Source organism: Tsukamurella spumae (genome assembly GCF_012396015.1).
Taxonomy (GTDB): domain Bacteria; phylum Actinomycetota; class Actinomycetes; order Mycobacteriales; family Mycobacteriaceae; genus Tsukamurella; species Tsukamurella spumae.
The window spans coordinates 1-23,141 of sequence record NZ_JAAXOQ010000010.1 but is presented as its reverse complement, the minus strand read 5'-3'; the positions used below and the strand labels follow the sequence as shown (position 1 = coordinate 23,141).

At 71.5% G+C, this 23,141-nt stretch carries 19 protein-coding genes and 1 pseudogene; 6 read left to right on the top strand and 14 right to left on the bottom strand.

Going from position 1 to position 23,141, the window contains the following annotated elements; genetic code table 11:
* Window position 1: 1 nt before the first annotated feature.
* A complete protein-coding gene (locus HF999_RS09180) occupies window positions 2-1,309 on the bottom strand; it encodes a glycosyltransferase 87 family protein (protein WP_168545578.1) in 1,308 nt (435 codons plus the stop codon).
* 57 nt (window positions 1,310-1,366) lie between these two features.
* On the opposite strand from HF999_RS09180, the gene HF999_RS09175 reads away from it, so the two are divergent.
* The gene (locus tag HF999_RS09175) at window positions 1,367-2,131 is read left to right on the top strand and encodes a CPBP family intramembrane glutamic endopeptidase (protein WP_168545694.1); all 765 of its coding nucleotides are present in this window, start codon (window positions 1,367-1,369) and stop codon (window positions 2,129-2,131) included.
* Window positions 2,132-2,171: 40 nt separating this feature from the next.
* Here HF999_RS09175 and HF999_RS09170 read toward each other — a convergent pair whose 3' ends face one another.
* Window positions 2,172-2,639, bottom strand: coding sequence for a nuclear transport factor 2 family protein (locus tag HF999_RS09170; RefSeq protein ID WP_168545577.1), 468 nt, complete (start codon window positions 2,637-2,639; stop codon window positions 2,172-2,174).
* Window positions 2,640-2,799: 160 nt separating this feature from the next.
* A complete protein-coding gene (locus tag HF999_RS09165) occupies window positions 2,800-3,570 on the bottom strand; it encodes an SDR family NAD(P)-dependent oxidoreductase (protein ID WP_168545576.1) in 771 nt (256 codons plus the stop codon).
* 403 nt (window positions 3,571-3,973) lie between these two features.
* Here HF999_RS09165 and HF999_RS09160 point away from each other — a divergent pair, with 403 nt between their 5' ends.
* Entirely contained in the window at window positions 3,974-4,732 is a 759-nt protein-coding gene (locus HF999_RS09160; protein ID WP_168545575.1) for an SDR family NAD(P)-dependent oxidoreductase, read from the top strand.
* Window positions 4,733-4,807: 75 nt separating this feature from the next.
* On the opposite strand, the gene HF999_RS09155 is transcribed toward HF999_RS09160, so the two are convergent.
* Window positions 4,808-6,016, bottom strand: coding sequence for an MFS transporter (locus tag HF999_RS09155; RefSeq protein ID WP_168545574.1), 1,209 nt, complete (start codon window positions 6,014-6,016; stop codon window positions 4,808-4,810).
* Between the two features lie 50 nt (window positions 6,017-6,066).
* On the opposite strand from HF999_RS09155, the gene HF999_RS09150 reads away from it, so the two are divergent.
* Window positions 6,067-7,056, top strand: coding sequence for a LacI family DNA-binding transcriptional regulator (locus HF999_RS09150; protein ID WP_168545573.1), 990 nt, complete (start codon window positions 6,067-6,069; stop codon window positions 7,054-7,056).
* Here the strand turns inward: HF999_RS09150 and HF999_RS09145 are convergent.
* From HF999_RS09145 to HF999_RS09130, 4 genes and pseudogenes are all read right to left on the bottom strand, one after another.
* Window positions 7,041-8,372 carry a wax ester/triacylglycerol synthase domain-containing protein gene (locus tag HF999_RS09145; protein ID WP_168545572.1) on the bottom strand — a complete coding sequence of 444 codons (1,332 nt, stop codon included), beginning with the start codon at window positions 8,370-8,372 and terminating at the stop codon, window positions 7,041-7,043. The two genes, HF999_RS09150 and HF999_RS09145, sit on opposite strands and share 16 nt — an antisense overlap.
* On the bottom strand, window positions 8,369-9,274 hold the full coding sequence (locus HF999_RS09140) for an ROK family protein (RefSeq protein ID WP_168545571.1): 906 nt from the start codon (window positions 9,272-9,274) through the stop codon (window positions 8,369-8,371). Before HF999_RS09140 ends, HF999_RS09145 begins: the two co-directional genes overlap by 4 nt.
* Window positions 9,271-11,736, bottom strand: coding sequence for an alpha-glucan family phosphorylase (gene glgP / locus HF999_RS09135; protein ID WP_168545570.1), 2,466 nt, complete (start codon window positions 11,734-11,736; stop codon window positions 9,271-9,273). Before glgP ends, HF999_RS09140 begins: the two co-directional genes overlap by 4 nt.
* Window positions 11,737-11,787: 51 nt before the next feature.
* Window positions 11,788-13,456 (bottom strand): annotated as a pseudogene (locus HF999_RS09130) (2-isopropylmalate synthase).
* Window positions 13,457-13,706: 250 nt separating this feature from the next.
* Between HF999_RS09130 and HF999_RS09125 the strand changes: the two are divergent.
* Entirely contained in the window at window positions 13,707-14,384 is a 678-nt protein-coding gene (locus HF999_RS09125; RefSeq protein ID WP_168545569.1) for a FadR/GntR family transcriptional regulator, read from the top strand.
* Between the two features lie 4 nt (window positions 14,385-14,388).
* Here the strand turns inward: HF999_RS09125 and HF999_RS09120 are convergent, their stop codons facing one another.
* Genes HF999_RS09120 through HF999_RS09100 form a run of 5 tightly spaced genes read right to left on the bottom strand, consistent with a single transcriptional unit; the run spans window position 14,389 to window position 19,266 of the window.
* Complete coding sequence (locus HF999_RS09120; RefSeq protein WP_168545568.1) at window positions 14,389-15,129, bottom strand: hypothetical protein; 741 nt, start codon at window positions 15,127-15,129, stop codon at window positions 14,389-14,391.
* Between the two features lie 36 nt (window positions 15,130-15,165).
* Complete coding sequence (locus tag HF999_RS09115; protein ID WP_168545567.1) at window positions 15,166-15,666, bottom strand: MarR family winged helix-turn-helix transcriptional regulator; 501 nt, start codon at window positions 15,664-15,666, stop codon at window positions 15,166-15,168.
* Between the two features lie 20 nt (window positions 15,667-15,686).
* On the bottom strand, window positions 15,687-16,556 hold the full coding sequence (mmsB, locus tag HF999_RS09110; protein ID WP_168545566.1) for a 3-hydroxyisobutyrate dehydrogenase: 870 nt from the start codon (window positions 16,554-16,556) through the stop codon (window positions 15,687-15,689).
* A gap of 13 nt (window positions 16,557-16,569) precedes the next feature.
* Window positions 16,570-17,718, bottom strand: a complete 1,149-nt coding sequence (locus HF999_RS09105; RefSeq protein ID WP_281347333.1) for an acyl-CoA dehydrogenase family protein — start codon at window positions 17,716-17,718, stop codon at window positions 16,570-16,572.
* A gap of 24 nt (window positions 17,719-17,742) precedes the next feature.
* Entirely contained in the window at window positions 17,743-19,266 is a 1,524-nt protein-coding gene (locus HF999_RS09100) for a CoA-acylating methylmalonate-semialdehyde dehydrogenase (RefSeq protein ID WP_210733637.1), read from the bottom strand.
* Between the two features lie 104 nt (window positions 19,267-19,370).
* On the opposite strand from HF999_RS09100, the gene HF999_RS09095 reads away from it, so the two are divergent.
* Window positions 19,371-21,038 carry an AMP-binding protein gene (locus tag HF999_RS09095; protein ID WP_168545565.1) on the top strand — a complete coding sequence of 556 codons (1,668 nt, stop codon included), beginning with the start codon at window positions 19,371-19,373 and terminating at the stop codon, window positions 21,036-21,038.
* Between the two features lie 57 nt (window positions 21,039-21,095).
* Here the strand turns inward: HF999_RS09095 and HF999_RS09090 are convergent, their stop codons facing one another.
* Window positions 21,096-21,686 carry a TetR/AcrR family transcriptional regulator gene (locus HF999_RS09090; protein WP_168545564.1) on the bottom strand — a complete coding sequence of 197 codons (591 nt, stop codon included), beginning with the start codon at window positions 21,684-21,686 and terminating at the stop codon, window positions 21,096-21,098.
* Window positions 21,687-21,780: 94 nt separating this feature from the next.
* On the opposite strand from HF999_RS09090, the gene HF999_RS09085 reads away from it, so the two are divergent.
* Window positions 21,781-22,956 carry an FAD-dependent oxidoreductase gene (locus tag HF999_RS09085; RefSeq protein WP_168545563.1) on the top strand — a complete coding sequence of 392 codons (1,176 nt, stop codon included), beginning with the start codon at window positions 21,781-21,783 and terminating at the stop codon, window positions 22,954-22,956.
* Window positions 22,957-23,141: the final 185 nt, after the last annotated feature.

Genomic DNA, 23,141 nt, shown 5'->3' with positions numbered 1-23,141 from the left:
CTCAGAGTACGGCCCGTAGGCGTCCGCGCTGCGCGAGGATCAGCGCGACCAGGCCGAGGGCGGCGAGCACCCCTTCGGCGAGGAGGACGGCGCGCACGATCCCGTCGTGCAGCCCCCCGAGCTTGAGCAGGTCGTCGGTGTAGTGCACCCCGAGGTAGTACATCGCGGCGACGGCGACTGCGAGCGCCGTCGACCAGCGGGTGTACGCGGCACCGGGGGCGGTGTAGCCCGCACCGCCGGCGCGGCCGAGCGGACCGTGCACCACCCAGATGAGCAGCGGCACGACCCAGACGAAGTGGTGGATCCACGAGATCGGCGACCCCAGCAGCCCCAGCAGCTGGACCAGGACGAGCGTGATCAGGGCGTCGCCGCGACGGACGACCCACCACGCTGCGAACAGCAGCACGGCCGCGACGGCCACCGCGACGAGCCAAGCGACGCCCGTCCCCACGTCGTGGCCCACGAACCGGGACACCGCGCCGCGCACCGCCTGGTTGTCGGGCTTGGCGGGATCGCCGATCGGCCCGGTGTCGCCGAGCAGCACCGTGAAGTAGCGGCGCGTCTCGGCGGGCAGCAGCAGGTAGCTGACCCCGACGGTCGCGCCGAAGGTCACCGCGGAGCAGACCGCGGCCCAGACGCGGCCGCGGGCGAGCAGGAACAGTCCGCCCACGGCGGGGGTGAGCTTGACGCCGGCCGCGAGCCCGATCAGGAGGCCCGAGGCACCGTCGACCCGGCCCGGCCTGAGCGCGAGCGCCGGACCGGGGGCGGTCCGGGCCACGAGGTAGGCGGCCCACACGCCGAAGGTCATGAGGACCACGTTGATCTGGCCGTAGTCCAGGTTGGTGCGGACGGGGTCGATCCACAGCGCGCCGGCCGTCCAGAGCAGGGGCAGCTCGCGCGGAACGTCGCCCAGGCGCGGCGGTGCGCCGCGCCCCGCGGCGAGGATGGCCAGGCACATGCGGATGACCAGGAAGAGCAGCCCGGCGGTGAGTGCCACCCAGCCGACCGCGACCACCGGGAAGGGCAGGAAGCGCAGCGGGAAGAAGAACAGGCCCGCGAACGGCGGGTAGGTGAACGGAAGCGGCTGGTCGGGCGTGTAATCGCGGAGGGCGAAGTCGTAGAGCCCGCCCTCGGTGACGCGGCGCGCCGCCTCGTAGTAGACCCGCAGGTCCACGAAGTTGAAGTTGTGCCGGCCCGCGAGGATCCACACGATCCGGGCCCCCACCGCCGCGAGGAAGAGCGGTAGCGCCGCCCGGCGGAGCCCGCCGGCGAGACCGCCGTCGGCCTGCGCGATGCGGTCCTTGGTCACGGGTGGTCACCTTAGCGATGCTCACACCCGTTGCGCGAACCGCCGGTGGTCTGGACCATGGAGGGGGTGAGCACTGCACAGACCACCGCCGCCGATCATTCCGCCCTCCGTTCCGCGGTGTCCGGGGCGCGCGCGATCGCCGACGTGGGCGTGGTCGTCGTGGTGCTCGTCGCCACCAATCTCATCGCGCACTTCACCGGGAGCTGGGCCGCGCTGCTGGCCGTTCCCGTGTCCGCGGTGCTGCTCATCGGCATCGCCCGGCGCCGCGGGCTGGACTGGCACGAGTTGGGGCTGGGGCGCGAGCACTGGCGGTCGGGCGCCAAGTACGCCGCCGCCGCGGTGTTCGTGGTGGCGGCGGTGATCGTGATCGGCGCCCTGCTCCCCGTGACGCGCGGGCTGTTCCTCAACGACCGCTACGCCACCTTCTCGACGGCGATCATCGCCTCGATGGTGATCATTCCGCTGCAGACCGTGATCCCCGAGGAGCTGGCCTTCCGCGGCGCCCTGCACGGCACGCTGTCCCGCGCGATGCACTTCCGCTGGGTCGTGGTCACGGGTTCGCTGCTCTTCGGCTTCTGGCACATCGCCTCGTCGCTGGGACTGACCAGTGGCAACGCGGGCCTGACGAAGATCCTCGGCGCCGGCCCGCTGGCGCAGTTCCTCGGCATCGGCGGTGCCGTGCTCGCCACCGCCTTCGCCGGCTGGGTGTTCACCTGGCTCCGCTCCCGCAGCGGCTCCCTCATCGCCCCCATCGCCCTGCACTGGTGCCTCAACGGCGCCGGCGCGCTCGCCGCCGCCTTCGCCTGGCAGCTTCTGCGCTGAGACCGCGACCGCCCGGGCCGGTGCGCGGGCAGCGGCGGGGTCACGCAGTAGGGGCGAGGCCGCTCGGGTCGGTGCCGTTGGTGTAGGCCACCTCCAGGCGCAGCCGGCTGATCCGCCATCCGTTCGGCGTGCGCGACAGGCTCCAGTGATAGGTACCCGCGACGTCGAAGTGCGTGCCGGGATCGCCGGACGAGGGCAGATGCGCGGCCAGCAGTTTGACGCGCGCCTCGGCGGTGTCCCCGTCGAGGACGATCTCCAGGTTTCCGTTCAGGTGATGGGTGACGGGGTAGGGCGCCAGGGCGCGCTCGGCCCACTCCCCGAGTCCGTCACGGCCGTCGAAGCTCGCGAACGGGAACTCGACGTGCGGATCGTCGTCGAAGCAGTCCGCCCATGCCTGCCAGTCCTTCTCGTCCACGACGTACGAGAAGTGCACCAGCAGATCGCCGATGGCGTCCTTGTCCACCAGCCGTTGCAGGGCATTGCTGTCGTCGCGCGGAGAGTGAACCATTACGCCTCCTAATAGATTGTCTGCCAACGCAATTCGCACTGGCTGCGGCGACGGTAATCGGCGGCGCAGTGCGACTCAGTGACCTCGATCCGTCCGCATGTGACAGAAATCACTCATGGGTCGGCCTCGTCCGCGCAGCGCCGTCGACAGCGCATTCACATCACCGGAACCCGGCGCTCCATCCGCCGTCCACCGAGATGTTCTGCCCCGTGACCCAGCTGGACTCGTCCGATGCGAGATACACGGCCAGCGCCGCGATGTCGTCGCCGGTGCCGGGGCGCCTGATCAGGTGCAGCCCGACCATGTACTCGCGCCCCTCGTCGGGTACCGCGGCGTCCGTGGCGGGCGAGGTGACGAAGCCGGGGGAGATGGCGTTGACGCGGACGCCGGCCTCGGCGCCCTCCGCGGCGAGCGTCTTGGTCAGCGCGATGATGGCGCCCTTCGCGGCCGCATGCGCCGCCTGGCCGAGCGGGGCCACACCGCGGATGCCCGAGATGGATCCGACGTTGATCACCGATCCGCCGCCGGCCGTGAGATGCGGCCACGCGGCATGGGTCACCGTGAACACCAGGTCGAGCTCGCTGCGCATCGTCGATGTCCACAGGTCGTACGTGAAGTCGGCGAAGGGAGCGAACCCGAATCCGGCGGCGTTGTTGTAGAGGACATCGATACCGCCGAGACGGTCGACGGCGTCGGCGACCCACGTCGACGCCACGTCCGGGTCGGAGAGGTCTGCGGTGGTCCCCCATACGTCGTAGCCGGCGTCGGCGAGTTCGGCTGCGGAGGATTCGGCCCGGCCCGGCTGAATGTCGCAGCCGACGACGCGTGCACCCTCGCGGGCGAACATCGCCTGTGCCGCCCTCCCCTGGCCGCCACCGGTGCCGGTGAGCAGTACGCGCTTGCCGGCGAGCCGGCCCTCGGTGCTAGTCATGTGTCAATTCTCCTGTCAGAGTCGATGAATCGCGGTCTCGGCGACGCTCGGTGATCGAGCATCGCCGGATCGATCGGTCCCGTCCGCTCGCCGCGGCGACGCCCGCTTCCCATGCCTGCGGCAGGCGGCGATGTGCACGGCCCGTCGCGGCGGATCGTGTGGTCCACCTCACACCCCGGGCCCACCTCGACTGTATACACTTCATCGCGGACGTCAAGCCCCGTACCCGAAATCCGTTGAAAGCAAGGCACTGTGCACTCTTGACCGCGATCGCAGCACTGTATACACTTTGCCCAGCCTGCGGCATGCGGAGGGAACCCGGCCGCGAGGTGTTCACCGGACCCAACGGTGCCGTCATGCCAACAGATCAGCAGTAGCCGCCTCGCAGAGAAGGAAATCCCCGATGACTCTCCAGAGCAGAACCATCCTCGTCAGTGGAGCCGCCAGCGGTATCGGCGAGGCGACCGCGATGCACCTGGCGCAGGCCGGAGCCCGCGTCGCGGTCGTCGATGTCAGCCCCGATGGCGAACGCGTCGCCGAGGCGATCCGGGCCGACGGGGGCGAGGCCGAGTACTTCCACGCCGATGTCGCGGATGCGTCGTCCGTGGAGCAGATGGTCTCGGCCGTGGTGGCTCGGTTCGGGCGGCTGGATGGGGCGTTCAACAACGCGGGCGTGGAGCAGGTCAATCTCCCGCTGCACGAACTCGCTCCGGCGCAGTGGGATCGGGCGATCGGTGTCGATCTCACGGGCGTGTTCCATTGCCTCAAGTACGAGATCGCGGCGATGCTCGAGACCGGAGGCGGGTCGATCGTGAACACCGCGTCATCGCTGGGCAAGGTCGCGATCCCGAACGCCGGCGAGTACATCGCGGCCAAACACGGCGTGATCGGCCTGACGCTGGCGGCCGCCACGGACTACGGCACCCGCGGGATCCGGATCAACGCGGTGATGCCCGGCATCACGAACACGACGATGGTCAAGCGGTTGACCGACGATCCGCAGTTCTCCGCGTTCTTCGACAAGATTCGCGAGCACCACATCATCGGTCGGTTCGCCGAGCCCTCCGAGATCGCCGCTGCCGTCGAGTGGTTGCTGTCCGACAAGGCGTCTTTCGTCACGGGGACGGCGCTGGCCGTCGACGGCGGATTCCTCGCCGTGTGAGGTGACCGCCACCGTCGCCCATCCTGGCGGGCCGGGCCGCACCGGGCCTGGCCCGCCACGGGGCGCGCCGCGGAACTACCGCGCTGCGCCGGCCGGCTCCCGCGCCGCGGGTGCGACGAACACCGCCACGGCGACCGCGACGAGCACGAGGATCAGCGCGTAGAGCAGCGTCACGTACTGTCCCAGGGCGCCGATGATCGGCGGGCCGGCCAGGAAGGACAGGTAGCCCACGGTCGAGACCACGGACACGCGCGCCGCCGCCAGGCGGGGCTCGTCGGCCGCGGCGGACATGCCCACGGGGAAGCCGAGCGAGGCGCCGAGGCCCCAGAGGGCGACGCCGACGTAGGCCGCCCAGGTCGGGCCGAAGATCACCAGGGACAGCCCGATGAAGGCGAGCGCGCCGCACGCCCGCAGCGTCCGCACCCGGCCGTAGGCGTCCAGCACCTTCGTACCCGCGAACCGGCCGATCGTCATGAAGGTCACGAAGACCGCGAAGGTCAGCGTGCCGACGGTCTTCGACGTGCCGTGGTCGTCGACCATGGCCAGTGCCAGCCAATCGTTCGCGCTTCCCTCGGTCAGCGCCATGCCGAGCACCATGAGGCCGATGAGTAGGGTGCGGGGTTCGCGCCACACGGCGAGCCGCTCGCGACGCGACACGGGCGCGTGGTCGTCGGCGTCGTGCGCCTGGAAGGGGACGTGCCGCAGCGCGAACCACCCGACGACGAGCAGTACGCCGTTCACCACGATCAGGTGCGGCAGCAGCGGCACGTGCGCCGCCTGGGCCGCGGCGGCCGTGAGCGCGCCCGCGACGGTGCCCAACGAGAAGGACGCGTGGAAGGCCGGCATGACGGTGCGCCCCAGCGCCCGCTCGTTCTCCGCGCCGGAGAGGTTCATGCACACATCGGTGATGCCGTGCGCGAGCCCCACGACCACGAGCGGCAGCAGCGTGAGGGCGTAGTTCCCGGACTGCGCGCCCGCCGCGGCCGCGATCATCGCCACGCCGAGCGCCGGGAGCGTCACCGCGATCACCCGGCGCGCCCCGTACCGCGCGGCCAGCGCGCCCGACCCGACCAGCCCCACCACGGATCCGACGGCGAGCCCGAAGGTGAGGAGGCTCACCTGCAGCGTCGTGGCGCCGAGGTCGTCGCGGACCTGCGGCAGCCGGCCCAGGTAACTCGCGAAGGTGAGCCCGCTGAGCGCGAAGATCACCGCAACGGCATTGCGCCAGGCCAGAACCGAGCCCCCTACCGCCGCCGTCTTCTGCTCCTGGACGTCCACGCTCACCGATCAACCCTTCGAAACGTTTCGATTACTGGTTGCTAGGCTAGGTCCTCATGACACGCGGGTCAAACCGGATAACGCTGGTGCACGTCGCCGAGGCGGCGGGCGTCTCGCTGTCGACGGCCTCGCACGCCTTCGGCGTCGACAAGCCGATCAGCGACGCCACGCGCGGCCGCGTCCTCGCCGCTGCGGCGGCCCTGGGCTACGAGGGCCCCGACCCGCGGGCCCGCTCCCTGCGCAGCGGTCGCACCGACATCATCGGCGTCCAGGTCGACGACGAAGCCCGGCGCGCCTTCCGCGATCCCGTCATCATCGGGATCCTCGACGGCGTGTCCGCCGCGCTCGCGGCGAGCCCCACCTCGGTCCTCCTCATTCCCGATTCGGTGCCCGAGGAGCGCCTGCGCACCCTCCCGGTCGACGGGATCGTCGCCGCGGGATGCTCCCCCACGCTCCCCCAGCTCCGCGCGGCGATGGCCAGGCGGTCGGTCCCCGTCGTCACCGCCGGCAACCAGGTGGACGCGATCGGGAGCGTCGGGGTCGAGAACCGCTCCGCCACCGCCCGGCTCACCGACCACCTGCGCGCACTCGGCCATCGCTCGGTGGGCATCGTGCGGCTGCGTCACGGCGACGTGGAGCGCGCACGCACCGAGGCCGCCCGGGCGGCGTTCCCCGACGCGCCCGTCGTGGTGACCACCGACAGCACGATCGACGAGGGCTTCCGCGCCGGAGCCGAGCTGCTCGACCGCGGACTCACCGCGATCATCGCGCAATCCGATCTCCTCGCCGTCGGCGTCGTCGGCGCCGCGGAATCCCGGGGACTGCGTGTCCCGGAGGATCTGTCGGTCGTCGGCTTCGACGGTGTGCGGGTGGACGGTTTCGCCCGCACCCTCACCACCATCCGGCAACCGATCGTCGAGATGGGCCGGCTCGCGGCACAGGCGGTACTCGCGGCGCACGAGGGTGCGCCGCTGCCCACGCTCGCGATGGAAGTGGATCTCGTCGTCGGCGACACGACCGGGCCGGCGCCTCAGCCGCGGAGCTGAGCGACCTCGTCGAGCGCCGCCCCGAGCAGCTCCGAGTAGTGGTCCGCGTCCGGTACCGCCGTCCGACTACTGGTGACCGACACGGTCACCGCATCCCCCAGCCCGTGCACACCGTGCGTGAGTCCCATCGCGGGCGACAGCGCCGGAAAGCCGGCGGTGAACACCGATCTCCCGCCCAGCAGCTCCAGGTCCGCGGGACCGCGGTGCACGCTGGAGAGCACCGTCGCGCCCGCCATCGTCGTGGGCCGCACGGCGGGATCGAAGGCCCGCACGCCCAGGCTCGCCAGGACCGACGGTGCCGCCTCGTCCGCCGCGCCGACGGCGCGCCACAGGGGACTTCCCGCCCGGGCCCGCGCGCGGTCGAGCGCGCCGGCGATGAGCGCGGGACGTTCGCCCAGTGGCACGTCCGGATACAGGGGCACCGAGACGTTCCCGAAGGCGTTGCGCTCCCCGTGCCGGCGCTCCCGGGCGACCATGACCTCGGCGGCGAGCGCATCGGGCACCGCGCCCCCGCGGCCCCGCAGATACCGTTCCACCGCGAGCGAAACAGCGGCCAGCGCGTTCACCGTGACGGTGTGCTCGGACCGGAGTGAGGCCTTGTCGCGCACGAACATCCGCACGTCCCGCGAGGCATCGGGCGCGGCGTTGAGCGCGGTGGGCGCGGAGCCCGGGACGGGCTCGGGCAGCTCCCCGGCGCGGGTGCGCCGGTCGATCTCCTGGCGGGCGGGCGCGCTCCGCAGGCCGAGCGCCACCGTCCGCGCCAGGGCGACGGGCAGCCCGACGACGCCGCGCGCGGCCCGCACCGCGGGCGGCAATGGGCGGAACACCGGGACCGCGGCGGCCGGGGCCCCGTCGAACAGGGATCGCGCGATCGCGGACGCGCGGCGCCCGTCCGCGAGGGCGTGCGCCACCTGCAACACCACGACGGTGGCCGTCCCCGTGCACCGCGGAGCGCCGGCGACGTGCGGGAAGACGTGCACGCGCCAGGGCGACACCGTCGCGTCCACCTGACGCGCGAACAGCCGCGCGATCGCGGCGGGCACCTCGGCCCAGGTCCGGGCGATGCCCTCGCGCACGTCGACCACGGTGTTCGGCGCCCAGGCCGGGTGCTCGAGATCGCCGGGCGCCGGGGCGATCCGCAGGCGCAGGTCCGTGATCGACGGGGCGCGGTCCATGACCAGATCCGCCACCTCGGCAGCGGACGGCCCACGGGCGGCCCCGTGGTCGAAGCAGTAGAGCAGGAACTGATCGCTCGGCATCGCGCGGGAGGCCCAGTGCGTGCGGGCGTCCCGCGGCGAGAGCAACCCTCCCGTCACGGCAACAAGTCCCGGCGGTACATCAGCGCGGCGGCGCCCACGAGGGGGGCGTCGCCGCCGAGGCCGGCCGGCACCACCCGGGCGGCGGCCACGTAGGGCAGCGGGTGCGCGGCGACGGCGGCCTGCACGAGTGGCACGAAATCGTCGGCGACGCGGGTGAATCCGCCACCGAGGACGACGATCGACACCGGCACCAGGGCGACGGCGCTGCCGATCCCCTGCCCGACGGCGGCGGCGCACCGTCGGACCGCGGTGACCGCGACCGCGTCGCCGGACCGGTACGCGGCGCCGAGTTCCTCGCCCGTCGAGCCCGGGAATCCCTGCGTGCGCGCCCAGTCCACGGTGTGCGGGCCGGAGGCGACGGATTCGAGCATCGTCGTCCGTCCCAGCGAGGCGCTGCCGGTGTATCCGGACACCTCGATCTGGCCGATGTGTCCGGCGTTGCCTCCGAGGGCCCTGCCGCCCACGACGAAGCCGCCCCCGACGCCGGTGGACACGACCATCCCGAGCACGTCGTCGTAACCGCGGGCCGCTCCCAGCCAGTGCTCGCCCAGCACGATCGCGACGCCGTCGCGGCGGAACTCCACGGGCAGGCCCCCGGCCGCGTCGGCGACCAGGTCGCGGAGCGGGAAGCCGTGCAGCGCCTCGAGGTTGATCGGCGAGGTGGTTCCCGCGGCCTCGTCGACCGGCCCCGCCGCGGCGAGCCCCACGCCGGTGACCGGCCCCTCCGCGGCGGCGAGCGCGTCGCGGACGACACCCGTAATCGCCGCCTCCAGGTTCGCCGTGGACGCCTGCGCGCCGGTCGGCGCGCGGTGCCGGGACGCCTCGACGACGGTGCCGTCGGGCTCGACGAGCGCCGCCGCCACCTTCGTGCCGCCGAGGTCCACCGCGAGCACCGTCATCGCGCGTACCGGACCAGACCGAGCTCGGCGGGCCCGCCGAGGAGGCGGTGCTGCGGCAGGACGCGGACCGCGTACCCGAACCTGCCCACCTGAGCCGGCAGCACGGCGCGGTACCGCTCACCGTCGAAGTGGAGCCGGACGGCCTTGCCGCCCACGATGTCCCCGCCCTCGCTGACGCCGCCGATCACCGCCTCGACGCGGACGTCCCCGTCCTCGAGGGATCCCAGATCGATCTCGGCGGCGAGGTCCACCCCCTCGGGGACCACGGCCACCGTCGACGGGCCGACGCGCACCGCGTCCCAGCCGGCCCGGACCTTCGCGATGTACTCGACCAGCTCACCTATCACCGGCCGCGTCGCCCGGGCGGACCGCGCCGCGGGCCGGTAGTAGTCCGCTGCGTACTCGCGGACCATGCGCTCGGCGGACACCTCGGGTGCCGTCGCCGACAGCGTGTGCCGCACCTTGGCCAGCCACCGCGGTGGGGCGTCATCGGCGTCGCGCCGGTCGTAGAAGGACGGCACCACATCGTGTTCGAGCAGGTCGTAGAGGGCGTCGGCCTCGATGTCGTCGCGCCGTCCCGAGTCGACGCCGACGGCCGACGGGATGGCCCAGCCGTTGTTGCCGTCGTACAGCTCGTCCCACCACCCGTCCAGTACCGACAGGTTCAGCCCACCGTTCATCGCGCTCTTCATGCCGGAGGTACCGCAGGCCTCCAGGGGGCGCAGCGGGTTGTTGAGCCACACGTCGCAGCCGTGGTAGAGGTACCCGGCCATGCCGATGGAGTAGTTGGGCAGGAAGGCGATCCGGTGCCGTAGCGTGCGGTCATCGGTGAAGTGCAGGAGCTGCTGCAGGAGTCGCTTGCCCTCGTCGTCGTGGGGGTGGCTCTTGCCGGCGATCACCACCTGGACGGGCCGGTCGGGGTCCAGCAGGAGGGCGCGCAGTCGGTCGGGATCGCGCAGCATGAGCGTGAGCCGCTTGTACGTCGACACGCGCCGCGCGAAGCCGATGGTGAGCACCTCGGGGTCGAACATCCGGTCCGTCCAACCGAGTTCGGCGTCGACGGCGCCCCGCTCGATCCAGGCCGCGCGGGTGCGGGAACGCACCTCGCCGACGAGGCGGTGCCGCAGGGTGGTCCGCAGGCGCCACAGGGCCTCGTCGGGCATCGAGAGCGGGTCGGACGCGCGCTCGGTGACCAGACGGTCCGCCCAGGTACCGCGATGGACGCCGTTGGTCACCGAGCCGATCGGGATCTCGGAGGGCTCGAAGCCCGGCCACAGGTCGGCGAACATGTCCCGACTCACGGCGCCGTGCAGCTTCGACACCCCGTTGGCGCGCTGGGCGAGACGGAATCCCATGTGCGCCATGTTGAACACGCCGGGATCCGCCTCCGCACCGAGCGCGATGACCTCGTCGAGCGGCACGGTGGGCAGCATCGTGCACATCTGCCCGCCGTCGCCGAAGTACCGCCGGACGAGGTCGACCGGGAACCGGTCGATGCCGGCGGGCACCGGGGTGTGGGTGGTGAAGACGGTGGCGGTGCGCGCGAGCGTCCTGGCCTCCGGGTAGGACAGGCCCTCGGTCGCCATGAGCTCGCGGATCCGCTCCAGGCCAAGGAATCCGGCGTGCCCCTCGTTGGCGTGGAACACCTCGACGCCGGGGTGCCCGGTGAGGTCGCAGAACGCACGGGCCGCGCGGACCCCACCGATGCCGAGCAGGATCTCCTGGCGCAGGCGGTGTTCCGCGTCGCCCCCGTACAGCCGGTCCGTGATCCCGCGCAGGTCCGGGTCGTTGTTCTCGATGTCGGTGTCCAGCAGGAGCAACGGGATCCGGCCGACCTCGGCCCGCCACACCGCCGCACTGAGCACGCGGCCCTCGAGCGGTACCGAGACCACCAGCTGCTGCCCGCTCGAGAGGGTCACTGGGCGCAGTGGCAGCTGCTCCGGGTCCAGCTCGGGGTACTGCTCGAGCTGCCAGCCGTCCGCCGAGAGCGACTGCTGGAAGTAACCGTGCCGGTACATCAGGCCCAGCGCGATCAGCGGAAGGCCGAGGTCCGAGGCGGCCTTGAGGTGATCGCCCGCCAGGACGCCCAGCCCACCGGAGTAGTTGGGCAGGGTCTGGCTGACGCCGAACTCCATCGAGAAATACGCGATCCCCTTCGCGCCGTCCTTGAGCTCGTCGGCCCAGGCCGGCCGGGTCAGGTAGTCGTTCAGGTCGGCGTGGAGCGCCCGCACGCGAGCGACGAACTCCGCGTCCGCCTCGAGCTCGACGACCCGCGTCTGCTCGGCGCCGCGGAGTGCTGCGAGGGGGTCGTGGGTGCCCGCCCACACCTCGGGGGCGAGGGCGGAGAACAGGTCCTGGGTGGGTCCGTGCCACACCCAGCGCAGGTTGAGCGCGAGGTCGGCGAGCGGGGCGAGCTGCTCGGGGTAGACGGGCTCGACGGTGAAGGTTCCTTCTGCGTGCACGCCTACCGACCCTATTGGTTGCCCGGCCCGCCCGCGACCCCTACCGGCGGGTCACGTGGTCTGCGCCGCGCCGATCACGGCGGCCGCCGTCGCGGCCAGCACGGAGCGGTCGCGCCCCATGGTCCACCGCACCTCGCCGTCGTAGCGGAACTCCAGCAGGGTCAGCGCCTCCGCGTCGTCGCCGCGGCCGAGCGAGGCCTGGTGCAGGGCGAGCACATCGACCTTCGCGCCGTGCTCGCCCAGCGCCGCGACGAGCGCCTCGACCGGGCCGGCGCCGTCCACGACGGTGCGGCGCGGCGCACCGTCGACCCGGAGCCCGACGGTGACCCGGCTGCCGGCGTCCGTGTCCTCGACGATGCAGTCGCTGAGCTCGAACCGGCCCGCCCCGGGCCGGTACGCACGCTCGAAGACCGCCCACAACGCGGCGGTGTCCATCTCGGCGCCGTGCTCGTCCGCGTGGGCTTGGACGTGGCGGGCGAAGTCGATCTGCAGGCGCCGCGGCAGCTCCAGTCCCAGGTCCCGCTCCAGTAGGTAGGCCATGCCGCCCCCCCGACTGGGAGTTGACGCGGATGACCGCGTCGTAGGTCCGGCCGATGTCTGCGGGGTCGACGGGCAGGTAGGGCACGCGCCACTCGATCTCCCGCTCGCCGCGCCCCTCGACCGCGGCGCGAGCGCGGTGCTCGGCGAAGCCCTTCCTGATCGCGTCCTGGTGGGTGCCGCTGAACGCGGTGTGCACGAGGTCGCCGACGTACGGGTGCCGGTCGTGCACGACGATCCCGTTGCTCGCCTCGACGGTGCGCCGCACCTCGTCGATGTCGGAGAAGTCGATCATGGGGTCGATCCCCTGCGCGAACAGGTTGAGCGCCAAGGTCGCCAGGTCCACGTTGCCGGTGCGCTCCCCGTTGCCGAAGATGCAGCCCTCCACGCGCTGCGCGCCGGCGAGCACGGCCAGTTCGGCGCACGCGATGCCGGTCCCGCGGTCGTTGTGCGGGTGCACCGAGAGGATCACCGCGTCGCGTCGGGCGAGGTTACGGTGCATGTACTCGATCTGGTCGGCGTAGACGTTCGGCGTCGCGATCTCGACGGTGGCGGGGAGGTTGAGGATCACCGGCCGCTGGGCAGTCGCGTCCCACAGCGAGGTCATCGCGTCGCAGACCTCGAGCACGTAGTCGGGCTCGGTGAGGTTGAACACCTCCGGCGAGAACTCGAAGCGCACGCCGTCGAGGTCGCCCGCGGCGGCGAGCAGGTCGCGGCCACCGTCGAGGATCAGGTCCTCCAGCTCGGTCCGGTCCCGCCCCAGCACGACCTCGCGCCAGGTGGGCGCGGTCGCGGTGTACATGTGGATCACCACCTCGTTGCGGATGCCGCGGACGGATTCGACGGTGCGCTCGATCAGGTCGCGGCGCGCGGGCGTGAAGACGACGACGGTGACGTCCTCCGGCGCGATGTCGGACTCCGCGATGAGGCGGACGAAGTCGTAGTCGGTCTGCGAGGCAGAGGGGTAGCCGACCTCGATCTCCTTGTAGCCCATGGCGACCATCAACTCGAAGAACCGGCGCTTGCGCGCGGGGTCCATGGGCTCGGGGAGGGCCTGGTTGCCGTCACGCAGGTCGACGGGGACCCACAGCGGCGCCGAGGTCAGGCGTCGCGTGGGCCACACGCGATCGGTGAGCGGCACATCGACGCGGGCGTGGACATCCCGGTAGCGCTGGTGCGGCATCTGCGAGCCGCGTTGCCGGTTCGAGGCGGGAGCGGCGGCGGGGACGGGTCCGCGGGGCGTATCGATCGTGGGAAAGGTCATGACGGTTCCTCCGTGGGTTGCTCGACGGGCCGGCGCACGCTTCCCACGGCGGGAGCCGGCCCGGAATCAGGCCCCGCCGTGGCGCGGAAGGAGAAGGAGAAGACCGTGCTGCGTCATGCGAACGACCCTAGCACAACTCCTCAGACAAGCTGAGAAGTATTCTCGGATCATGCCCCCGCTCCGCCGCACCTCTCTCGCCGACCAGGCCGCCGACGCGCTCCTCGCCCGCCTCCGGTCCGGCGAGTGGAGCGTCGGCGACCGGCTCCCCGGCGAGACCACCCTGGCCCCGCAGCTCGGCGTGGGCCGGTCGACGGTGCGGGAGGCGATCCGGCGGCTCGCGGGGATCGGTGTGCTCTCCACCCGGCAGGGCGCCGGGGTGTTCGTGACCAGGGTCGACGCGCCGTCGGGCCTCGACACGATGCTCGACGGGGCCGCGATCGACGCGGTGCTCGAGGCGCGGATCGCGGTCGAGGTGGAGGCCGCGGCCCTCGCCGCCCGGCGCCGCACCGAGGAGGACCTGGATGCGATCCGCGCCGCGCTCGCCATCCGCGCCGCGCACCGTGCCGATCTCGTGCGGCACGTCGAGACGGATACCGACTTCCACCGCGCGGTGATCGCGGCCGCGCACAACCCCGTCCTGCTGGAGATGTTCGACGGCATCGCAGGGCACCTGCGGCGGGCGATGATCGACATGCTCCGGTCCCGATCGGACGGATTCGGTGGCGACGGCGATCAGGACTCGCACGCCGAGCTGCTCACGGCGATCGAACGGCGTGATGCCGCCGCGGCGGCGACGCTGAGCCGGGAACACCTGTCCGGCATGCTCTCCGACTCCAGGGACGACTGACCCGCTACTGCGTCGGCGTACCACCGATGGCGTCGTCCCACCGCGCCCGGTAGCGCCCCCACCGCGCGTCGAACCGCTCGGCGCGCTCGCGTGCGCGTTGGAGCTTGGCCGGTGAGTACCGGTGCCGCGCCCACGGCGAGGTCGGACGCGCGAGCCGGAGCGCCGCGACGAAGGCGACCGGGCCGACGAACAGCGCGATCAGCGCCGTCGGGTACTTGCCCTTGAGGGCGGTCGTGGCGACGAAACCGAAGTGGATGACGAGCCAGCACACGACCGCGCCCCGCAGCGCGGCGACCTCGGGCGGCAGATCCTTGATGTTCAGCGGCGACACCCCGACCGCGGCCAGCCCGATCAACGCCGCCGCGAGGGTCACGATGTTCACCGACAGCTGCCCCTCCTGCGACCAGTACACGTCCTGCAGTCGGAAGAGCATGGCGAACTCGTCGAGGACGAGCGCCGTGCCGACCCCGATCAGCAGGCCCGCGGCGTACGTCCACCCGGACATCGGCGGCGAGCCGATACCCATGAACGCACCGAACATCAAGAGCAGCATTCCCGGCGTCGAGTGGTGCAGGTGCACGCCGCCGCCGGAGATGTCGTGGAAGGGCCCCTTCCCGGCGCGGATCATCCGCGTGATGAACCGGACCACGACGAAGGTGACGACGAACGCCACGAAGCTCAGCAGGAGCGGCCCCTTGTAGCCGTCCACCACTTCCCGTGCCCACCATTGCGCCAGCCAATGCATGCCGCCGATGCTAGGCCCGCGAAACCCCCGCGCGCCCTAGAAGTCGCCGTTGAACCTGCGCAAGGACCGGATCGCTCCCACCAGCGCGGCGGACTCGTCGTCGGGCATGCCGATGTCGGAGAAGACATCGTTGAGCACGACCGTCGCCTTCTCCACCAGTTCCCGACCCTCCGGGGTGAGGGCGACGAGGGTGGTGCGGCCATCGGTGGGGTGGGGCTTGCGCTCGACCAGCCCGGCCTCGCCGAGCCGATCGATCGCGTGGGTCACCGACGACACGTGGACCTGCAACCGGGTGCTCGCCTTCGAGATCGGCAGCTCGCCGCGCTTGGTGAAGGCGAGCAGCCGCAGCAGCTCGAACCGGGAGAAGGAGAGCCGGAAGGGCTTGAGCGCCGCCTCGATCCGCGCGAGCAGGATCTGGTGCGCCCGCATCACCGAGGTCACCGCCTCCATACCGGAGGCGATGTCGCCGCCCCAGCCCGCGTCCTCCCAGTTGCGGCGGGCACGCGCGATCGGGTCCCGGGTATCCGGTTCTGTCATCGCGCCGCCCTCCGAGTCGCCTATCGCAGTGTGTTGATGATTGCGCTGAAGTCTAGGCCCCCGTTGTCCTGCGCGAACGCGGAGTACAGCTCGGCGGCGTGCGTGCCGAGCGGAGCGCTCGAGCCGGTGGACGCCACGGCGTCCATGGCCAGACCCAGGTCCTTGTTCATCAGGGCCGTCGCGAAGCCCGGCTTGAACTCGTTGCCCGACGGTGCCCCCGCCACCGGCCCCGGTACGGGGCAGTTGGTGTGCAGCGACCAGCAGTTGCCGGTGGCGCCCGTGACCACGTCGTACAGCGCCTGATCCGCCAGGCCCAGCTTCTCGGCGAGCACGAAGGCCTCGCCGACCACGATCTGCTGGACCGCGAGGATCATGTTGTTGCACACCTTGGCGGCCTGCCCGTTGCCGGAGCCGCCGCAGTGGATCACCTTGCCCGCCATCGGATCCAGCACGGGCGCTGACGCTGCGAAAGCCGCGTCGTCGCCGCCCACCATGAACGCCAGGGTGCCGGCGTCGGCGCCCTTGACCCCGCCGGAGACGGGCGCGTCGACCTGCAGCATCCCCGCCGCCTCGGCCTGCGCGTGCACGGCGCGGGCATCGTCGACGGAGATGGTCGAGCTGTCGATGAACAGCGTGCCCCGCGCGGCGTGCGGGAGGACGGCGTCGTACACCGATTTCACGATGGCCCCGCTGGGCAGCATCGTGACCACGGCCTCCGCACCGGCCACGGCCTCCTCGGCCGTGTCGATCACGGCGACGCCAGCGGCGCGGGCCGCGTCCTGCGCCGCGGGGACGAGGTCGAAACCGCGGACGGTGTGCCCGGCGGCGACCAGGTTCTTGGCCATCGGGCCACCCATGTGGCCCAGGCCGAGGAATGCGATCGTGCTCATGAAGGTGCCTTCCCTACTTGCCTTGGATGCGGGCGGCTTCGGCGCGGCCGATCACCATCCGCATGATCTCGTTGGTGCCCTCGAGGATCCGGTTCACACGCAGATCGCGGACGATCTTCTCGACGCCGGTCTCGTGCAGGTAGCCGTAGCCGCCGTGCAGCTGCAGCGCCTGGTCCGCGACCTGGTAACAGGTCTCGGTGACGAACTTCTTCGCCATGGCGCACAGCTCGACCTTGTCGGGGTCGTTCTCGTCGAGCGCGGTCGCGGCCCGCCACAGGATCAGCCGGGACGCCTCGAGCGAGGTCGCCATGTCGGCGAGGGCGAACCGGATGGTCGGCTCGTCGATCAGCTTGCGACCGAAGGTCTCCCGCTCGGTCATGTAGCGCAGCGCGAGGTCGTACGCGGCCTGCGCGCCTCCCAGCGAGCACGCGGCGATGTTGAGGCGACCGCCGTTGAGGCCGTTCATCGCGATGCCGAAGCCCTTGCCGGCACCGTCGGTTCCACCGAGCATGCGCGAGGCCGGGATCCGCACGTTCTCGAAGATCACCTGCGTGGTGGGCTGGCTGTGCCACCCCATCTTCACCTCGGGCGGCCCGAAGGAGAGACCGGCGGTTCCCTTGTCCACCAGGAAGGTCGAGATGCCACGGGCACCCTCCCCCTCGCTGCGCGCCATGACCACGTACAGGTCGGAGGCGCCGCCACCGGAGATGAACTGCTTCGTCCCGTTGAGCACGAAGTCGTCGCCGTCGCGGTCGGCCTTGGTGGTCAACGAGGCCGCGTCCGAGCCGGCGCCGGGCTCGGTCAGGCAGTAGCTGGCCATGACGTCCATCGGCGCGAGCTTGGGGATCCACTCCTGCCGCTGCTCCTGCGAGCCGTAGGTGTCGACCATCCAGGTGCACATGTTGTGGATGGAGATGAACGCCGCGGTCACCGGGTCGCCCTTGGCGAGCTCCTCGAAGATGCGCACGCCGTCGAGCCGGCGCAGGCCGGACCCGCCCACGTCCTCGCGGGTGTAGATGGCGGCCATGCCGAGGCTGCCCGCCTCCTTCATCTCCGCCACGGGGAAGTGCTTGGTGGCATCCCATTCGAGCGCGTAGGGCGCGAGGCGCTTGCGGGAGAAGTCACGCGCCATCTCGACGATGGCGAGGTCATCGCCCGTCAGGTTGGGGTAGGGCACTTCGCGCTCCTAGTGCATCGTCGGGATGGAGAACTCGGCGCCGTCCTTGATGCCCGAGGGCCAGCGCGAGGTCACCGTCTTGGTCTTGGTGTAGAACAGGATCGAGTGCGGGCCGTGCTGGTTCAGGTCGCCGAAGCCGGACCGCTTCCAGCCGCCGAAGGTGTGGTACGCCACGGGAACCGGGATCGGCACGTTGACGCCGACCATGCCGACCTCGACGCGGGCGACGAAGTCGCGGGCGGCGTCGCCGTCGCGGGTGAAGATGGCCACGCCGTTGCCGTACTCGTGCTCGGTGGGCAGCGCGAGCGCCTCCTCGTAGGTGCCGGCCCGGACGATGCAGAGCACGGGGCCGAAGATCTCGTCCGTGTAGATCGACATGTCCTTGGTGACGTGGTCGAACAGCGTCGGGCCGAGGTAGTTGCCGCCCGAGAGGTCGGCGTCACCGAAGGTGAGCTCGTCGCTGGTGCGCGTCCGGCCGTCGACCACGAGGTCGGCGCCGGCGTCCACGCCCTGCTGGATGTAGCTCTTGGTGCGCTCCACCGCGGCCGGCGTGATGAGGGGCCCGTAGTCGGCCTTCGGGTCGTGGCTGTGGCCCACGCGCAGCTGCTGCACGCGCTCGACGAGGCGCTCGCGCAGGCGATTCGCGGTCTCCTCGCCCACGGGGACGGCGACGGAGATCGCCATGCAGCGCTCGCCGGCGGAGCCGTAGCCGGCCCCGATGAGGGCGTCGACGGCCTGGTCCAGGTCGGCGTCCGGGAGGATCACCATGTGGTTCTTGGCGCCGCCGAAGGCCTGGCTGCGCTTGCCGTTGCGGGCGCAGGTCTCGTAGATGTACTGCGCGATGTCGGAGCTGCCGACGAAGCCGACGGCCTTGACGTCCGGGTTGTTCAGCAGCGCGTCGACCGCCTCCTTGTCGCCGTGGACGACCTGGAACACACCCTCGGGCAGGCCCGCCTCGACGAACAGCTCGGCCAGGCGCACCGGCACGGACGGGTCACGCTCGGAGGGCTTGAGGACGAAGGCGTTGCCGCAGGCCAGGGCCGGTCCGGCCTTCCACAGCGGGATCATCGCAGGGAAGTTGAAGGGAGTGATGCCGGCGACGACGCCGAGCGGCTGCCGCATCGAGTAGACGTCGATGCCGGTGCCGGCGCCCTCGGTGTACTCGCCCTTGAGCAGGTGCGGGATGCCGATCGAGAACTCGATCACCTCGATGCCGCGCTGGATGTCACCCTTGGCGTCCGCGACGGTCTTGCCGTGCTCACTGGAGAGCAGCGAGGCCAGCTCGTCGACGTTCTGGTGGACCAGGTCGATGAACTTCATGAAGACGCGGGCGCGGCGCTGGGGGTTGAACGCGGCCCACTCGACCTGCGCCTTCTTCGCGCGGGCGACCACGTCGTCGACCTCGGCCGTGCTCGCCAGCGGAACCGCGGCCTGGACCTGCCCCGTGCTCGGGTCGAAGACATCGGCGGTACGGCCGGTGCCCTCCACCCGGCGACCGTCGATGAAATGCGGAATGGTGCGCACGTCAGCCATAGTGTGTCCTTCTCTCGATCGAGGTCCATCGCGAAACCCTTGCGCGATGTGCTGCCCATCACTATATACTTGGATATCCAAGTAATCAACCGGAGGAATTGAAAGTGGCTAGCACACAGGGGTATCGAGACTTCCTCGCCGCGCGCGACCTGCTGGTCGAGCTCGCCGATGACTACGACGCCGCCCGCGAGCGATTCAGCTGGCCGGAGCTCGAGGAGTGGAACTTCGCCCTCGACTGGTTCGATCGAGTGGCGACGAACAACGACTCCCCTGCGCTGTGGATCGTCGAGGAGGACGGCTCCGAGTCGAAGTTCAGCTACGCCGAGATGAGCGCGCGGAGCAACCGGGTCGCCAACTGGCTGCGGGAGCGCGGCGTGCAGCCCGGCGACCGGATCCTGCTGATGCTCAGCAACCAGGTCGAGCTGTGGGACGTCATGCTCGCCGCGATCAAGCTCGGCGCCGTCGTCATCCCCGCCACCACCCTCCTGGCCGAGGACGACATCGCCGACCGCATCGCCCGTGGCGGCGCGAAGCACGTGATCGTGCGCAGCGAGCTGGCCGAGCGCGTCCCCGCGGACGCACGGGTCACCCGGATCGCCATCGGCGATCCCGTGCCGGGCTGGGAGTCCTTCGCCGCGGCGTACACGGCACCGTCGGACTTCACGCCCTCGCACGTCACGCGCGCGGACGACACCCTGCTCCTGTACTTCACCTCCGGCACCACGAGCGCGCCGAAGCTGGTCGAGCACACCCACGCCAGCTACCCTGTGGGCCACCTGTCGACGATGTACTGGATCGGGCTGCGCCCCGGCGACGTGCACCTGAACGTCAGCTCCCCCGGCTGGGCCAAGCACGCGTGGAGCAATGTCTTCACCCCGTGGATCGCGCAGGCCTGCGTGTTCATCTACAACTACAACCGGTTCGACGCGGCCGCGCTGATGAAGCAGATGGAGCGGGCCGGTGTCACCAGCTTCTGCGCGCCGCCCACGGTGTGGCGCATGCTGATCCAGGCGGACCTCAGCGCGCTGTCGACGCCGCCGCGCGTCGTGGTCGGCGCCGGCGAGCCGCTCAACCCCGAGGTGATCGCGCGCGTGCGGAACGCCTGGGGCGTGACGATCCGCGACGGCTTCGGCCAGACCGAGACCACGGTCCAGGTGGCGAACACGCCGGGCCAGCCGCTCAAGGACGGGTCAATGGGCCGCCCGTGCCCCGGCTACGACGTGGTCCTCGTCGACCCGGCGACCGGCGAGCAGGGCGTGGACGAGGGCGAGATCTGTCTGCGCCTGGACCCGCGGCCGCTCGGCCTCATGGTCGGCTACCACGGCGACGCCGAGAAGACCGCGAAGGTCATGGAGGGCGGGGTCTACCACACCGGCGACGTCGCCTCGAAGGACGCGGACGGCTACCTGACCTACGTCGGCCGCACCGACGATGTCTTCAAGTCCAGCGACTACAAGATCAGCCCGTTCGAGCTGGAATCGGTTCTGCTGGAGCACGATGCGGTGGCCGAGGCAGCCGTGGTCCCCGCCCCGGACGAGCTGCGCCTCGCGGTGCCGAAGGCGTACATCGTGCTCGCCGACGGCCACGCGCCGGACGCGGCCACCGCGCAGTCGATCTTCGACTACAGCCGCGAGCACCTCGCGCCCTACAAGCGCGTGCGCCGCATCGCCTTCGCCGACCTGCCGAAGACGATCAGCGGCAAGATCCGCCGCGTGGAGCTGCGCAAGGCCGAGGAGCAGGGCCTGACCTCCGCGGAGTTCCGCGAGTCCTGAGACGCAGACTCCCCCGCCGCAGCGGCGATCCGGCACCGGGTCGCCGCTGCGGCGTTCTCATCCCGCTTCGGTGATCGCCGCCGACACCGCCGCGCGTACCGCGGCGTGCCACCGAGCGTCGGGGTCGCCGGCGCACCAGGCGCGCAGCGCCGCCCCGACGGCGGCGTAGGCGAGATCGCCAGCGCGCATCTCGGCCCGCAGCCGGCCGGTCCGCCCCTCTGCTTCAAGCAGCTCGGCGACCACCGCCGTCACCCCCTCGAATCCGGCTGCTTCCGCGCCCAGCACCTCGGCGGCGCGCTCGCGCAGGTCCGGTCGGGCGGCCAGCAGTCGGGCGAAGACGGCCGCGGTGGGCTGCGACAGCGCATCGAGCTGCGCGCAGACCGCCTCGGCCACTGACGTTTCCGTACCGATTCCCGACGGCGCCGCCTCCGCCGCCTCGGCGCCGAGCGCGAAGCTGCGGTCCACCGCATAGTCCGCGAGGAAACCCTCGAAATCGACGAAGTGGGCGTGCAGCAGCCCCGTGGCCACGCCCGCCTGCGCCGTGACCGCACGCCCCTTCAGGCCGACCACCCCGTCGCGAAGGATCACGGCTTCGGCGGCCGAGAACAGGCGCTGGCGCGCGCCGGCGATCGCGACTCCTCTGGGCATGCGTCGATTCTACGAGTCTCGCCGGTGTCCTTGCGCCAAGTATGAACAATCGCTCATACTCAGTTTGAACGCACGCTCATACCGAAAGGGAATCATGCCGGACCACACCGAAAACCCCCTGCGGATCGTCGTCGCCGGCGCGGGGATCGCCGGCCTCGCGACCGCGCTCCGGCTGCACCGCGACGGGCACCGCGTCCTCGTCGTCGAGCGCGCGCCGGCCCGCCGGACCGGCGGCTACCTCGTGAACCTCCTCGGCGTGGGGTTCGACGCGGCCGATGCGCTCGGCCTGGTGCCCGCCCTGCGCACCCGCGACCAGGGCGTCTTCACCTCGCTCCTGGTCCGGGCCGACGGCTCGACGAAGCTCACCATGCCCGCGGCGCTCGCCGAGCAGTCCTTGGGCTCCCGTGCGCTCACCGTCTTCCGGGGCGACCTGGAGGCCGCGCTGCACGACGCCCTCGACGGGGCGGTCGGGATCCGGTTCGGCACGACGGTCACGGGGGCCGACGATGCCGACGGGTTGCGCGTCACGCTCAGCGACGGCACCGTCCACGACGCCGACTTACTGGTCGGCGCCGACGGCCTGCACTCCGGGGTCCGCGACCTCGCGTTCGGGCCGGCGCGCGAGTTCGTCCGCGATCTGCAGCACGCCGTGGCGGCCTTCCCGCTGGATGCCGCGCCGGAGGGTCTGCCGATGCAGACCGCGAGCACCTTCATCGACGTGGGCCGCACCGCGGCGGTTTTCCGGCCCCGTGAGCACACACCGTCGGCCTTCTTCACCTACCGCACCCCGACCGCCGAGGCCGACGCGGCGGGCTCGCCCGCCGACGCCCTCGCAGCGCACTTCGGCGATCTCACCGGTCCGGTCCACGAGGCGATCCGGGGGGCCGCCGGCGCCGAGGACCGCTACTTCGATTCCGTGTCCCAGGTGGTCATGGACGCGTGGAGCAGCGGGCGCATCGTGCTGGTCGGCGATGCTGCATGGTGCGTCTCCCTCTTCGCCGGTCACGGCGCCGGCCTCGCCCTCGCGGGCGCCGACCGTTTGGGGCGCGCGCTCGCGGAGCACCCCGAGGACATCGGCGCGGCACTGGAAGCATGGGAGGCCGGGCTGCGCCAAGAGGTCGCACAGCGCCAGCGGCAGGCGCGCGCCGGGATGGCGCGGTTCGCGCCGTCGAGCAGGCTGCACCTCGGCGTGCAGAACCTGATGATCCGAGCGCTGACGGCGCCGCTCGTGGGTCCCGCACTGCTCCGGCTGATGAGCAGAGCTCAGTGACGGACGCGGTTACCCGCGAGTAGCAAGCACTCGCTGCACACGAAACCCCAGGAAGCGCTCTGGGCTAACGCTGTTAAGACATCCCTGGACGTTGTGTGTCAAGCCGCCACGGCCTGTTGGTGGTGCGACCAGGCGACGGTCTGGTCGTATTGGGTGCCGCTGGCGAGGCAGCCGTGGAGGATTCC